Source organism: Siminovitchia fortis (assembly GCF_003605365.2).
Lineage (GTDB): Bacteria > Bacillota > Bacilli > Bacillales > Bacillaceae_C > Siminovitchia > Siminovitchia fortis.
Window position 1 is genome coordinate 83,260 of sequence record NZ_QYTU02000008.1, and the last position, 12,569, is coordinate 95,828.

14 protein-coding genes are annotated in these 12,569 nt (G+C 43.8%); 9 read left to right on the forward strand and 5 right to left on the reverse strand.

All coding sequences use genetic code 11. From position 1 onward, the window contains the following. The first annotated feature begins 223 nt into the window (after nt 1-223). Genes D4N35_RS05865 through hisIE form a run of 8 tightly spaced genes read left to right on the forward strand, consistent with a single transcriptional unit; the run spans nt 224 to nt 7,017 of the window. Entirely contained in the window at nt 224-1,348 is a 1,125-nt protein-coding gene (locus D4N35_RS05865) for an ATP phosphoribosyltransferase regulatory subunit (RefSeq protein WP_120071374.1), read from the forward strand. After that, on the forward strand, nt 1,345-1,965 hold the full coding sequence (gene hisG / locus D4N35_RS05870; protein ID WP_120071376.1) for an ATP phosphoribosyltransferase: 621 nt from the start codon (nt 1,345-1,347) through the stop codon (nt 1,963-1,965). The genes D4N35_RS05865 and hisG overlap by 4 nt, the downstream gene beginning before the upstream one ends. Then, nucleotides 1,962-3,245: a histidinol dehydrogenase gene (gene hisD, locus D4N35_RS05875; protein ID WP_120071378.1), complete on the forward strand. Its 1,284-nt coding sequence runs from the start codon at nt 1,962-1,964 to the stop codon at nt 3,243-3,245. The genes hisG and hisD overlap by 4 nt, the downstream gene beginning before the upstream one ends. Further along, the gene (locus tag D4N35_RS05880; protein ID WP_164876298.1) at nt 3,242-4,315 is read left to right on the forward strand and encodes a pyridoxal phosphate-dependent aminotransferase; all 1,074 of its coding nucleotides are present in this window, start codon (nt 3,242-3,244) and stop codon (nt 4,313-4,315) included. The genes hisD and D4N35_RS05880 overlap by 4 nt, the downstream gene beginning before the upstream one ends. After that, on the forward strand, nt 4,299-4,886 hold the full coding sequence (gene hisB, locus D4N35_RS05885; RefSeq protein ID WP_120071382.1) for an imidazoleglycerol-phosphate dehydratase HisB: 588 nt from the start codon (nt 4,299-4,301) through the stop codon (nt 4,884-4,886). Before D4N35_RS05880 ends, hisB begins: the two co-directional genes overlap by 17 nt. Before the next feature lie 33 nt (nt 4,887-4,919). Then, nucleotides 4,920-5,618, forward strand: a complete 699-nt coding sequence (gene hisA / locus D4N35_RS05890; RefSeq protein ID WP_120071384.1) for a 1-(5-phosphoribosyl)-5-[(5-phosphoribosylamino)methylideneamino]imidazole-4-carboxamide isomerase — start codon at nt 4,920-4,922, stop codon at nt 5,616-5,618. Between the two features lie 3 nt (nt 5,619-5,621). Further along, nucleotides 5,622-6,377, forward strand: a complete 756-nt coding sequence (gene hisF / locus D4N35_RS05895) for an imidazole glycerol phosphate synthase subunit HisF (RefSeq protein ID WP_120071386.1) — start codon at nt 5,622-5,624, stop codon at nt 6,375-6,377. After that, a complete protein-coding gene (hisIE, locus tag D4N35_RS05900; protein ID WP_120071389.1) occupies nt 6,367-7,017 on the forward strand; it encodes a bifunctional phosphoribosyl-AMP cyclohydrolase/phosphoribosyl-ATP diphosphatase HisIE in 651 nt (216 codons plus the stop codon). The genes hisF and hisIE overlap by 11 nt, the downstream gene beginning before the upstream one ends. Before the next feature lie 503 nt (nt 7,018-7,520). Here the strand turns inward: hisIE and D4N35_RS05905 are convergent. After that, nucleotides 7,521-7,787 carry a hypothetical protein gene (locus D4N35_RS05905; RefSeq protein WP_120071393.1) on the reverse strand — a complete coding sequence of 89 codons (267 nt, stop codon included), beginning with the start codon at nt 7,785-7,787 and terminating at the stop codon, nt 7,521-7,523. A gap of 144 nt (nt 7,788-7,931) precedes the next feature. Beyond that, entirely contained in the window at nt 7,932-9,065 is a 1,134-nt protein-coding gene (locus D4N35_RS05910; protein WP_120071395.1) for a zinc-dependent alcohol dehydrogenase, read from the reverse strand. A gap of 119 nt (nt 9,066-9,184) precedes the next feature. Between D4N35_RS05910 and D4N35_RS05915 the strand changes: the two genes are divergently transcribed. Further along, entirely contained in the window at nt 9,185-9,775 is a 591-nt protein-coding gene (locus D4N35_RS05915) for a DUF421 domain-containing protein (protein ID WP_120071423.1), read from the forward strand. Between the two features lie 81 nt (nt 9,776-9,856). Here the strand turns inward: D4N35_RS05915 and D4N35_RS05920 are convergent, their stop codons facing one another. From D4N35_RS05920 to D4N35_RS05930, 3 genes are all read right to left on the reverse strand, one after another. Further along, nucleotides 9,857-10,747, reverse strand: coding sequence for a YitT family protein (locus D4N35_RS05920; RefSeq protein ID WP_120071398.1), 891 nt, complete (start codon nt 10,745-10,747; stop codon nt 9,857-9,859). Between the two features lie 688 nt (nt 10,748-11,435). Next, nucleotides 11,436-11,816 carry a VOC family protein gene (locus D4N35_RS05925; protein ID WP_120071400.1) on the reverse strand — a complete coding sequence of 127 codons (381 nt, stop codon included), beginning with the start codon at nt 11,814-11,816 and terminating at the stop codon, nt 11,436-11,438. 24 nt (nt 11,817-11,840) lie between these two features. Next, nucleotides 11,841-12,569: AlkZ-related protein (locus D4N35_RS05930; protein WP_328591064.1), on the reverse strand; the 729-nt coding region annotated here is incomplete at its 5' end.

Below are 12,569 nucleotides of genomic sequence, written 5' to 3' on the forward strand. Positions count from 1 at the left end.
TGGCCTGTCGGGCAACCGTACCCGCGGATAATAAAAAATACCCGTGGATAACCTCTCCTCCTCTTTTTGCGAAGACCCTCCCCATTTTTACTATTTCAGACAAGTTTATTTTAAAATGATAATTGACGAGCAATTATTTTTTATGGTAAAGTAATACCAATTTACAGAAATCCTTTAGTTCGCTAGAGAATTAAAGAATCATAGATTCGGGAAGTGACTTATTATGTTTTTGCCAGCAGGAAGCAGGGATGAGATGGGGCGAGCCGTCAGCAATCGCTTTTCTGTCATGGAAAAGTTCAGGGAAGTGGCTGTGTTGCGCGGCTATGAGCAAATTTCTACACCCGTGGTTGAATATGCATCGACTTTTACAAATGAATATGTGGGTATGAACCTTCAAAATATGCTGAAATGGTTCAATTCGGAAGGAGAAATTGAAGTTCTCCGCCCGGATTGGACAACATCCATTGCACGCGCCCTTTCTTCACAGGAGCACAAGCCGCAGAAATGGGCTTATCAGGGGTCCGTCTTTAAGACTGACAGGCCGGGCATGGAAGACCATCAGGCCGGGATTGAAATCCTTCATATGCCATCGTTGGTGGGCGAGATCGAAAGTCTTCTGATGGCCGGCTCTTTTTTAAAAAGCCTTGGCATTACAGATTATGTAATCGAACTTGGCCATACTGAATTGTATGAAAGCCTTGTTCAGGAGCTTGATTTGAAAAACGATGATGCGGAACGGCTCCGCCAGGCCATGCATGATAAAAGACAGGATGAGGTATTCGAAATCGCGCTTCACCATGGTAACAAGGAAACGGCGAAGGAGCTGGCAGCCCTCGTTGATGCATACGGCGGCATAGAAGTGCTCGCTGATTATCAAGAACGGTGGAAGGACAGGAAAGACCTGCTCGACATGCTTGCCCAAATGAAAAAGACTGCCAAGATTTTAAGCGAATCGGGCAGCGGCGAAATTCTTGTGGATTTGGGCAGGGTAAAGAACCTTCCTTACTATTCAGGAATGTTATACAGAGGCTTTTTGAAAAAGACAGGTGCTGTCTGCTTCTCCGGAGGACGTTACGACAAACTGTATGACCGGTATGGAGGCAATGTATCCGCAGCAGGCCTTGCGTTCGATGTGAATGTTCTTGCTGAACTTTACCAGGAAGAATCCCCTTTGGAAAAAATCTGCATCATTGCAAATCTTGATTCGCTTGTTTACGCGGAAAAACTAAGGCATTCATATGAAGGCTGCATTGTCGATGTCCGGACGGAAGCGGCTGATCCGGACAATTATGATAAAATAGTTGAAATAAAACTTATTGACGGAAAATATGAGGTGTTGGAAAAGTGAAACCGACGATCGCTCTGACAAAAGGGAGATTGGAAAAGCAATTTCTCGCATTCTTACAATCTAAAGGCTATGATATCGCGCCTTTGACCGATAAAGGAAGAAAACTTCAAATTGAGACGGACGATTTTTTTGCTGTATTTGCGAAGGGAGTGGATGTGGCGACATACGTTGAACATGGAATTGCCGACCTCGGTATTGTCGGGGAAGATATTCTCCTTGAATTCGAGCCGGATGTCTATGATCTGTTGCCGCTTCCATTCGGAAAATGCCGTCTCGCCATAGCAGGGGAACCGGAAGGGCCCCGCTCATTCGGCAAGCAGCGGATTGCAACGAAGTTCCCGAACATCACAACGAAATATTTCAGGGAGCGCGGCAAATCCGTTGACATTGTAAAACTGGAAGGTTCCGTTGAATTGGCTCCGCTTTTGGGCCTGGCGGATAATATCGTGGATATCGTCGAAACGGGCAATACATTAAAAGAAAACGGGCTCGTAGTCAAAGAGGAAATGATGTCCATTTCCGCACGCTGCATCGCAAACCGTAATTCTTTGAAACTGAAAAAATCTGTATTGGCACCGCTTATCGACTCATTCCGAATCGAGGAGGCTGCCATATGATTCCGACATATACTGTCAACCAGTTCAGAGATTCATTCATTTCTGCAAAAACGAAAAAGCAGCCTTTTGACGATGAAGTTTTAGAAACGGTAAAAAAAATCCTTGAAGACATCCGCACCCGCGGGGACAAAGCGTTGCAAGAGTACACGGAAAAATTTGACGGGTACAGCGGCGATAATTGGGAAGTGACGAAAGAAGAGAGAAAAGCGGCCTGGAAGGAAGTATCTTCTGAAGTGATCGAGTCGCTTGAAAGGGCAGCAGCAAATATCAATAGCTTTCATTCCAAGCAGCTTCAGCAGTCGCGAATGATGGAAATGACGGACGATATTATCTCCGGCCAGCTTTTCCGGCCGATTGAACGCGCCGGAATTTACGTTCCAGGCGGAAAGGCTTGCTATCCATCCACCGTATTGATGAATGCCATCCCGGCGAGCCTTGCAGGCGTACAGGAAATCGTCATGGTGACACCTGTCAGGGGCGGAGACAGCATTCCTGCAGTTTTATCAGTCGCCGCGGATATAGCCGGAGTGGATACGATTTATAAAATTGGCGGGAGCCAGGCGATTGTAGCGCTTGCGTATGGAACGGGTAAAATCCCTTCTGTCGATAAAATTGTCGGCCCGGGGAATGCCTATGTGGCAGCTGCAAAATCCCTTGTATTCGGCGATGTGGGCATTGACATGATCGCGGGTCCATCCGAAGTCGCCATCATTGCGGACGAAACGGCCACCCCGTCGTTCGTTGCGGCCGATTTGATTGCTCAGGCTGAACACGACGAAAAAGCGCGCTCCTTTCTTTTTACGACTTCAAAAAAACTCATTGACGAAACGTTAGTTGAATTAAAGAAGCAATGTGGGGAACTTCCGAGAAAAGATATTGCGGAGGCTTCCCTCACAAATGAAGGTGCCATTGTTTTAGTGGATTCTGTAGAGGAAGCTTTTGAATTAGTGAATGCTCTTGCCCCGGAGCATCTGGAAATCCAGGTTGAAAATGCTCTGCAGCATTTGAGCAAAGTGAAAAATGCCGGTTCGGTATTCATCGGGCATTACACACCTGAAGCGGTCGGCGATTATTTTGCCGGACCGAACCATGTTTTGCCGACAGTGGGAACGGCCCGTTTTTCATCGGGTCTGTCTGTAGATGATTTCGTCAAAAAGACAACGTACGTTTATTATTCTGAAAAAGCATTGCGCAAAGCGGCCCCTTATGTGGAAACGTTGGCAGCGAAGGAAGAATTGGACGGCCATGCGCGTGCAGTGAAAGTGAGGCTGGAACCGTGAGAAAGACACTCGAAGGATTGATCCCGTATAAAGTGACGTCTGAACAGGCTGATGTGATCCGGCTTGACAACAATGAAGCATACACAAGCCTGCTATCCTATGTTGATTTTTCCGGGCTGGAACAAACGCTGTTGAACCGTTATCCGGCAGAAAGCACGGAAGCGTTGATCGAAGCATACAGCGGGTTTTCGGGTTTTCCTGCCGGAAATATATTGGCGGGAAACGGCTCTGATGAATGCATCACACTCATCTCCCAATATGCCCTTGATCCGGGGGATCAGGTCATCGTATTGGAACCCGATTTTTCCATGTATGAAAAAAATGCCCGCGTCATGGGCGCAGCAGTGACAACGATCCAATTGAACGAAGATTTCTCATTGCCGCTGGATAAAACCAAGGCTGAAATAGAACGCCTGAAACCAAAGTTATTATTCTTATCGAATCCAAACAATCCTACAGGCAGATTATATGAAAATGGGGAAATCGAAGCGTTGATCGATTCCATGAAGCAGGCGGGCGGAATCCTTATTCTGGATGAAGCTTATATCGATTTCGCCGGTGAATCAGCTTTTTCCAAAAAAGTGCTTGATTATGATAATCTCATTATTTTAAGAACAGCTTCAAAAGCATTGGGCATGGCGGCGCTCCGTCTTGGCTTTATTGTTGCCAACGACCGGATTATTGAAGGAATCACAGCGATTAAACCGCCGTATAACGTCAATACCGTTTCCGCACAAATCGGAACGCAGCTTTTGAAAAAGCCGGAGCTTTTGGACCAATTTTTAATTATGCAGCTTGCACAAATTGCCGAGCTCGAAGAAATTTTGAAAGAATTTGCCGGCAGGTTGCCGGGATCCGTATTATACCCGAGCAGCACCAACTTCTATTTAATGAAAATGGAAGGCGCCAAAGATTTGGCAGATTTTTTATATGAAAGAAAAATGAAAATCCGCCTTTTCCACAAAGGTTCTTTTGAAGCTGTCCGGATTTCTGCTGGGGCAAAGGAAGAACATGCGAAGCTGAAAGAGGCATTGATGAATTGGAGTGACAGTCATGCGCCAGGCGTCTAGTAAAAGGGAGACAAGTGAAACAAGGATAGAGCTTGCTGTTAATCTAGATGACCCGACAGAGGTGAATATCCATACGGGGGTCGGATTTTTTGATCATATGCTGACTGCTTTTGCACGGCACGGCAGATTTGGACTGAAGGCGGCCGTGGAAGGCGATTTGCATATCGACAGCCATCATACAGTGGAGGATACGGGGATTGTCCTTGGAAAAGCGATCAGGGAAGCGCTTGGCGACAAGCAGGGGATCGTCCGATTCGGCACTTCCTATGTCCCTATGGATGATGCACTAGGATTTGTTTCGCTTGATATAAGCGGACGCCCGTTCCTGTATTTTGAAGGTGATTTTAAAATGCAGTCATTGGGCAATTTCGATACGGAGCTTGTGAGGGAATTTTTCCAGGCGTTTGCCTTTAACGCCGGCATTACGCTGCACGCCCGGGTTTTATACGGGGAAAATACCCACCATAAAATCGAGGCACTTTTTAAAGCTCTTGGACGGGCTTTAAGAGAAGCGGTCAATATTGATCCTGAAATAAAAGGGGTTCTTTCAACGAAGGGTCTCTTGGAATAGTAAATATAAGCAAAACGATTGCAGGAGGAACCAATGAAAATTTTACCGGCGATGGACTTGATTGATGGAAAGTGCGTCAGGCTTTATCAGGGAGATTTCAACCAAACGACACAGGTGGGGAGCGATCCGGAATCTCAGCTTCAAACATTTATCGAAGATGGGGCGGAAATCGTCCATATCGTTGATTTGGACGGGGCCCGTTCGGGGAAGCCCGACCAGCTTGAATTGATTTCAAAGCTTTGTGCCAAATCGACTGTGCCTATCCAGATTGGAGGCGGTATCCGCAACCTTGAAACCGTCAAGGCATACGTTGAAGCAGGTGCCGAGCGTGTCGTTATTGGTACGGCAGCAGTCGAGGATGAAGATTTTTTAAAAGAAGCATTGAAAGATTACAAGAAAAACATCGTCATCGGAATTGATGCCCGCAATGAAAAGGTGGCTGTATCCGGGTGGGAAACTGAGACGGAAGTGGATTACATCGAGTTCGCCAAAAAGATGGAGGAGCTCGGAATAGAAACGATCGTTTTCACAGATATTTCAAAGGACGGCACGATGCAGGGCCCGAATCTCGAACAGTTGAAAAAGATCAACGATGCAGTCGGATGTAAAATTGTCGCTTCAGGAGGAATCAGAAACGAGGCTGACCTCGATGCGGTTGCACAACTTGGCATTGAGGAAGCGATTGTCGGAAAGGCAATGTATGAAGGCACGGTAAAATTAAGGAGGTCATGAAAGATGAAAAAAATTATTCCTTGTTTAGACGTAAAAGATGGGCAAGTGGTGAAAGGAATCAATTTTGAAGGGCTTCGCCTAATGGGCGACCCGGTGGAGATGGCCTCGAATTATTCGAAAAATGGTGCAGATGAATTGGTGCTTTTGGATATTTCGGCTACGACCGAAGGAAGAGATACGATGGTGGATGTTGTAAAAAGGGTGGCTGAAAACATTTCGATTCCTTTTGCCGTCGGCGGCGGGATCAAAACATTGGATGATATCTCCCGGGTTCTCGGTGCAGGTGCGGATAAAGTAGGGATCAATTCGGCTGCCGTGGACCGTCCTGAACTGATCAAGGAAGCGGCGGAAAAATTCGGTTCCGAAAAGATCGTCGCGGCAGTGGATGCCAAGCAATTCCCGGATGGCTCATGGCATGTTATGACCCACGGCGGCATGAAGGATGCCGGACTGGATGCCGTGCAGTGGTCCAAAATGCTTGAAGAGCTGGGAGCAGGTGAAATTTTACTGACGAGTGTTGATCGTGATGGCATGAAAGACGGGTATGATTTGGAATTGACAAAAGCGATTGTCGATGCGGTTGACATTCCGGTTACGGCTTCCGGCGGCTGCGGCAATGCAGGGCACATCGTCGAAGTGTTTGAAAAGACGGACTGCGCCTCGGCATTGGCGGCCTCCATTTTTCACGAAAATACCGTCAGCATTTCCGAAGTGAAAAAGCTGTGCAGCGAGCAGGGAGTGAACGTCAGTGACTCCTGATTTTTCCAAGGGGCTGCTTCCGGCAATCGTCGTTGATGACAAGAGCGGTGAAGTACTAATGCTCGCCTACATGGACGAGACAGCTTTTAACAAAACAGTGGAAACAAAGGAAACGTGGTTTTATTCCAGATCCCGCAAGGAATATTGGAATAAAGGTGCGACATCCGGAAACAAGCAGCGGGTCAAATCCATCCAGGCGGATTGCGACGGTGATACTTTGCTGGTCAGGGTTGACCCGCTCGGCCCTGCCTGCCATACAGGTGAAAAATCATGCTTCTTTGACACAATTGAAGGCGATCATGAAGAACTGCCTTTGTCATCGGTGCTTTTCTCTCTTGATGAAGAAATAAAAGACAGAAAAGCAGAGCCTGTTGAAGGATCATATACCGCTTATTTATTTGAAAAAGGCACAGATAAAATCGCCAAGAAGCTAATTGAAGAAGCAGGCGAAGTCATTATAGCAGCTAAAAACAAGGACAAAGAAGAGCTTGTCAATGAATTTGGCGATCTTTTTTACCATTGCCTCGTTCTGATGGCGGATCAAAATGTGCCGCTTGAAGCTGTATTGGCAGAACTGCGGAACCGCTCATCCAAAAAAGGGAACTTAAAAAAAGAGCGGCGAGAAATTGAAAACTGGTAAATGGAACAGGTGAGGGAACCACTGACTCCTTCACCTGATTTTTTGGGGTATTCGGATGATCGGGTGGAATCACATGGTTGATTGGAATATTATACTAACTTTAAATGGTTAGTAGATGGTATCATTTAACGATAAACGGGCGTTTGTGGATTCAATTAAAACTTTGAATCTATTTTATCCGCTTTCGCTTTGAACGTGCAGGCAGAATGTTAATGACATCAACGTCACCATCATCTTCATAAACCACATAAAAAATCACATAATTTAACATTCGGTGTCGACTTTTTCCGTAGGTAAGACAACGAAAACATTTAAAATCTCCCTGCTCAACTAACCTTCCTGCATACGGAAAAGAAGATAACAGTCGATCAATTTCATCGATCATGTTATCTTCTTTAGTAAACCACCATTCAAGTACATCTTCTCCTTGCTCCGCAAAGAAGGCTTGGATTTGATCCAGACACCTGTTAAATTCTTTTGTAAAATGAACCGAAAACCTCCGGTTACCTTCTTTGGTTATGCCGCAACTCCTTTAACTCTTTCGCGGTATAACGTTTCATATCTGGATTGTTAAGATAACGTTGTAGTGATTCCTTTAATTCTGGGTATTCTTCGATTTCCTGAGCCAGGTTGTTGGGGTTTTCATCTATGGAAGGCGTATCATGTGCCTCCAAAGAGAATAGTTTTCCATCGGCAACAAACATTGCCGAATTTTTATCATTCAAGGCGTTTGCGATTTCTTCTTTCGCATTCTTGCTTAATGCGCACATTATTCATCACCTCGAAAGTTTCGTTTTTTATTTTCTTTATTATAACACAGTAGGGGAGCATCCCGAACATCATCAAATCATTTTGGGCCCTTTCACATAAAAAGCCCCCCAATGACCAGCTCATCATTGAGGGGAGACTCCTATTTATGGTTTCAATACCACTTTTATACAATCATCCTCATGGTCATTGAATATTTGGTACGCATGCGGAGCCTCTTCAAGCGGGAGCTTGTGCGTAATGATTTCCGTTGGATCGAATTGTTCATCCATGATTTTTTCATATAGCTCCGGCATGAGGTGGACGACAGGAGCCTGTCCCATTTTTAATGAGATATTTCTTGAGAAAAAATCGCCTAATGGAAACATGTTATAGTTCATGCCGTAGACTCCCGTGAGCTGGATCGTACCAAATTTCCGGACGGCTTTCGCAGCGATTTGGATTGCGCCCATCGTACCGCCTTGCAGCATCAATTTCTGGCCGATTTTTTCAAGGGGAGACTTCTTACCGTCCATCCCGACACAATCGATGATAACGTCAGCACCGCCCCCGGTCAGCTCCTTCAATTCAAGCCCCATGTCATCATGAGCTGTAAAATCAAAACCTTCAACGTTATTTGTTTTTTTGGCATGTTCAAGACGGTAGGGCACATGATCGACTGCAATGACCCGGCCGGCTCCCTCCATCCATGCGAATTTCTGTGTCATTAAACCGACAGGCCCACACCCGAGTACAACAACTGTATCCCCTTTTTTAACACCGGCATTTTTCACGCTCCAATAGGCGGTTGGCAGCACATCTGATAAAAAGAGCAATGATTCATCTTCAAGCTCGCATGACTCCGGAACGGCAAAGGGGAGAAAGTTTCCAAAAGGCACACGCAGCATTTCCGCCTGGCCGCCGGCATAATCACCGAACCATTCGGAGTATCCAAAATAGCCGCCTGTATCTTCGATGTCATTTACGTTATCGCATTGGCTTTCCATATTATTTTTGCAATAAAAACAGGTGCCGCAGGCAACTGTAAACGGAATGATCACCCGGTCCCCTTTTTTCACCTTTGTCACTTCAGGACCGGCCTCTTCCACAATCCCCATCGGTTCATGCCCAACGATGTAATCATCCCTCAGCTTGATGTTGCCCAGGTAAAGATGGAGGTCCGATCCGCATATGGCCGTGGACGTTATTCGTACGATGATATCGTCCGGCCTTTCTATCTTGGGATCTTCCACGTTTTTGACTTTCATATTTTTGATGCCCTGGTAAGTTACGGCCTTCAATCGCTACACACCCTTTTAAAAATTTATGCTTAGGATGCCCAATTGGTAACAGAACATGTGAATGGATGCATGTTTCCATTGCCAATACAAATAATAATTTCAGGAATGGAGTTGATGGAATGAATCTGATTTGGGAGCCGCTCGTAATTCTTATTGGCGGATTGTTTTTACTGAAAATTACGGGAAGAAAAGCGATTGCCCAAATGACCATGCCTCAGTTGATTGTCATGCTTTCATTAGGAACGATCCTTGTTCAGCCCATTGCGCATAAGGGGGTCGTACGTACGCTGGTGGTTGTCGGTATATTCGTTGTCACTCTATTTTTGCTTGAATACCTTCAGGTAAAAATAAATGGCGCTGAAAAAATTTTCACGGGGAAATCCAAAGTGGTGATTGAAAATGGAACCATCAATGTGTCTGAACTTCAAAAGCTCCGATTGAGCGTTGATCAACTGGAAATGAGATTGAGATTGAACGGCATCAGCAAAGTGGATGATATAAAAACAGCAACGATTGAGCCGAACGGAGAGCTCGGATATGAATTGAAGGACGAAGCCAAACCGCTCACAAAGAAAGATTTTCAAAAGCTGATGGATGAGTATATGCTTGGTATCAAGGAATCTCAATCAATGGAGCAGCAAAATAGTGCGTCAAACATTTTCACCGAAATACAGGGGGAGCAAAAGAGTAACCCGAAATATTTGCAATAGAGTATTTGCCAATAAAAAATCAGGAAGGGATTTTTTTCCTTTGCCTGATTGGATGTAATGATGGCAGCCTGGGTTTCCTTTTCAATGAATACGCTTCTTCCTTGTCCGGCCGCCGCGCACTTCGGAAATGTTTCCTATTGCAAGAAAAGCGGCGGGATCGTATTCATCGACGATGGATTTGAGTTTCGATTCCTCCAAACGGGTGATGACACAAAAAATGACCGCTTTATCATTGCCTGTAAAGGCTCCTTCACCTTTCAGATAAGTGACACCCCGCCCAAGCCTTGCCATGATGGAGATGCCGATTTCCTCAGCCTTCTCGCTGATGATCCAAGCCGATTTTGATTCATTGAAGCCTTCAACAACCAAATCAATCACTTTTGAAGCGATATAATAGGTGATAATTGAATACATCGCGCGATCCCAGCTGAAAATGAAACCGGCAGTAGCAAATATGAAGAAATTGAAGAACATGACAACTTCTCCGACAGAAAATGGAAGTTTTTGGCTCATCAAAATCGAGAGAACTTCCGTACCATCTAGAGAACCGCCGGCACGAATCACAATGCCTACGCCTGTCCCTAAAATGATCCCGCCAAACACAGTATCGAGCAATAAATCATCTGTGACAACATACGCGTTGTGAAGCAGAACTGAAGTTAATGAAAGGACGAATATTCCGTAAAGAGTGGCAATTGCAAATGTTTTTCCGATTTGTTTATAACCGAGGTAGACAAACGGGAGGTTTAATACGAAAAGAATAAACCCGACTCTCCAATCTGTTAAATAACTGATAATAATCGAAATGCCGGTGATTCCTCCATCCAAAATATTGTTGGGGATTAAGAAAAGTTCAAGCGCAACAGCCATTAGTACGGCTCCGATTGTCACGAAAATAACTCTCCAAAAAATCGCTCTTTTCGTAAGCTTCCTATGCTGAGTCGTATTCAAAGCAGGATCAACAGTCACCATACCATCAACCTTCCAATAAATTAAATTCAAGTCTATATAAGTTGGGTTATATATTTTTCATACTTTTTAGCCACCGTTGATTTCCGTTCCAGGCGGACGCTTTCCGCGGGCGTGGCTTGAGCCTCCTCGGACGCTTTGCGTTCTGTGGGGTCTCAAGGCTCACGTTTATCCCGCAGGAGTCGCCGCCTTCCACTACAATCAACAAGATCTCTTTCCATCACATAGAGCGGCCTAAAACAATGTAAAAAAATTAACTCAACTTATATAGAAGCGGACCGTTTTCTCACTTACTTGTCCTACCAAATACGGAGCAAGAAACGCGGTAATCCAATTCTGCCTACATATCTTTATTTATTAATTTTGAAAAACTTTCTTCTTGAATGCAACCTTTTTTTACCTTTTTCCATAATAAAAAAACAATTATGCCGACCAAAGTGTTAGATCGAAGAAAATATAAAATTAAAAAAACGGTGCCAAACAGCACCGACGGTATCGTAATAATGTTGAGTGACAATAAAGTCATTTAATTTCTTGTACAATTAATGAATAGGAACTTGTGAAGTTAACAATAAAGTCGTTTGAAAATCAAATCTTTATGCCACAATCGCGCCCGATTGCTGAAGATCTTTTTTGGATTAAAGCATCAGTTATGATTAGTGACTCTTAAAGAATCGCATCATTATTAAAATTATCCAATACTCTCATAGATTTCAATTAGCGACCCATCAGGATCTCTAAAATGAGCTACTTTAATTCCCCATCTTTCTTGTGCAGTAGGCTTTGTTATGAATTCAACCTTTTCTTTTAATTCCTTATATTTCTCTTCAACATTATCGACCTTGAAAATTAAAGCAATTCTATCAGACTTATGAATATGAGATACCTGTGCACCTATAGTTTCAAGCATTTGTTTCCGTTCAAATAGCCCTAAAGAACAACCACTGAACTTGAATTCTGCATATAAAGTTTCTTCGTCTCCCCACGATACTTCGAAACCTAAAACATCTCTATAAAATAAGAAACATTCTTTATAATTGTCTACTAATAAACGGGTGTGTGTTAGCTCCAAACGAAATCACTCCATTTCATCTCTTTACTTGAATATTTTTTCAAATTTCTTTACCGATTCATTACTGCATAAATTTGAAAAATGAGTTATAAGAAATTTCTTTGCTTCTTTTTTATCTGTATTAAAAGTGTCTATTCTATTTCTTCTTGCCCAAGAATCATAAGTCTCAAAAGCTGTACTGCTCCAACCGTTCTTTTCACCATTGTCATTTTTTTTCTCCTTTATGCCTGAAATTACAATATCCATTGATCCTTGCAATTCTAATAATGCGTTCTCAAATATCCTTTTTTTATCACTTTCCTTTAGGCCTGCTTTTATTCTTAATGCCCTTGTGTCTATCCCTTCCTCTTGGGTAATTGTTTTGTATATATCAAATGCTTCTTTCGATATGTTTCCATTAAAATAGCGTTCCTCAACGGACTCAGCATAGCCTAAAACCCTTTTTACATATGGAAGAAGCTGACGGGAAACCAACACTGATTTTTTCTTAATGAATTTACCGTATCCCGCAACTCCGTCAGTTGAAAATTTTGTCCTCCAAATCCAAGGATCAAACTCTGTTTCTGAATGCCAATGCTCTGATAAAGTTATGGTATTTAAAGAAGGGAAATCAGGTATTAATGGGGCAAGAGGAAGTAAACCAATCTCTTCTAATACACCTATGGCTTCCTCATATGTTTTCACTTTATATTCCTTCAATTTGTTATCTCCTTTATAAAAATTGACCACTAGCATTGCATTAATTGAAATTAG

Excerpts from the sequence above, each read along its gene's own strand:
- D4N35_RS05865 (WP_120071374.1), top strand. The coding sequence starts at position 224 with ATGTTTTTGCCAGCAGGAAGCAGGGATGAGATGGGGCGAGCCGTCAGC.
- hisB (WP_120071382.1), top strand. The coding sequence starts at position 4,299 with ATGCGCCAGGCGTCTAGTAAAAGGGAGACAAGTGAAACAAGGATAGAG.
- D4N35_RS05920 (WP_120071398.1), bottom strand. The coding sequence starts at position 10,747 with ATGGTGACTGTTGATCCTGCTTTGAATACGACTCAGCATAGGAAGCTT.
- hisD (WP_120071378.1), top strand. The coding sequence starts at position 1,962 with ATGATTCCGACATATACTGTCAACCAGTTCAGAGATTCATTCATTTCT.
- D4N35_RS05915 (WP_120071423.1), top strand. The coding sequence starts at position 9,185 with ATGAATCTGATTTGGGAGCCGCTCGTAATTCTTATTGGCGGATTGTTT.
- hisF (WP_120071386.1), top strand. The coding sequence starts at position 5,622 with ATGAAAAAAATTATTCCTTGTTTAGACGTAAAAGATGGGCAAGTGGTG.
- hisA (WP_120071384.1), top strand. The coding sequence starts at position 4,920 with ATGAAAATTTTACCGGCGATGGACTTGATTGATGGAAAGTGCGTCAGG.
- D4N35_RS05905 (WP_120071393.1), bottom strand. The coding sequence starts at position 7,787 with ATGTGCGCATTAAGCAAGAATGCGAAAGAAGAAATCGCAAACGCCTTG.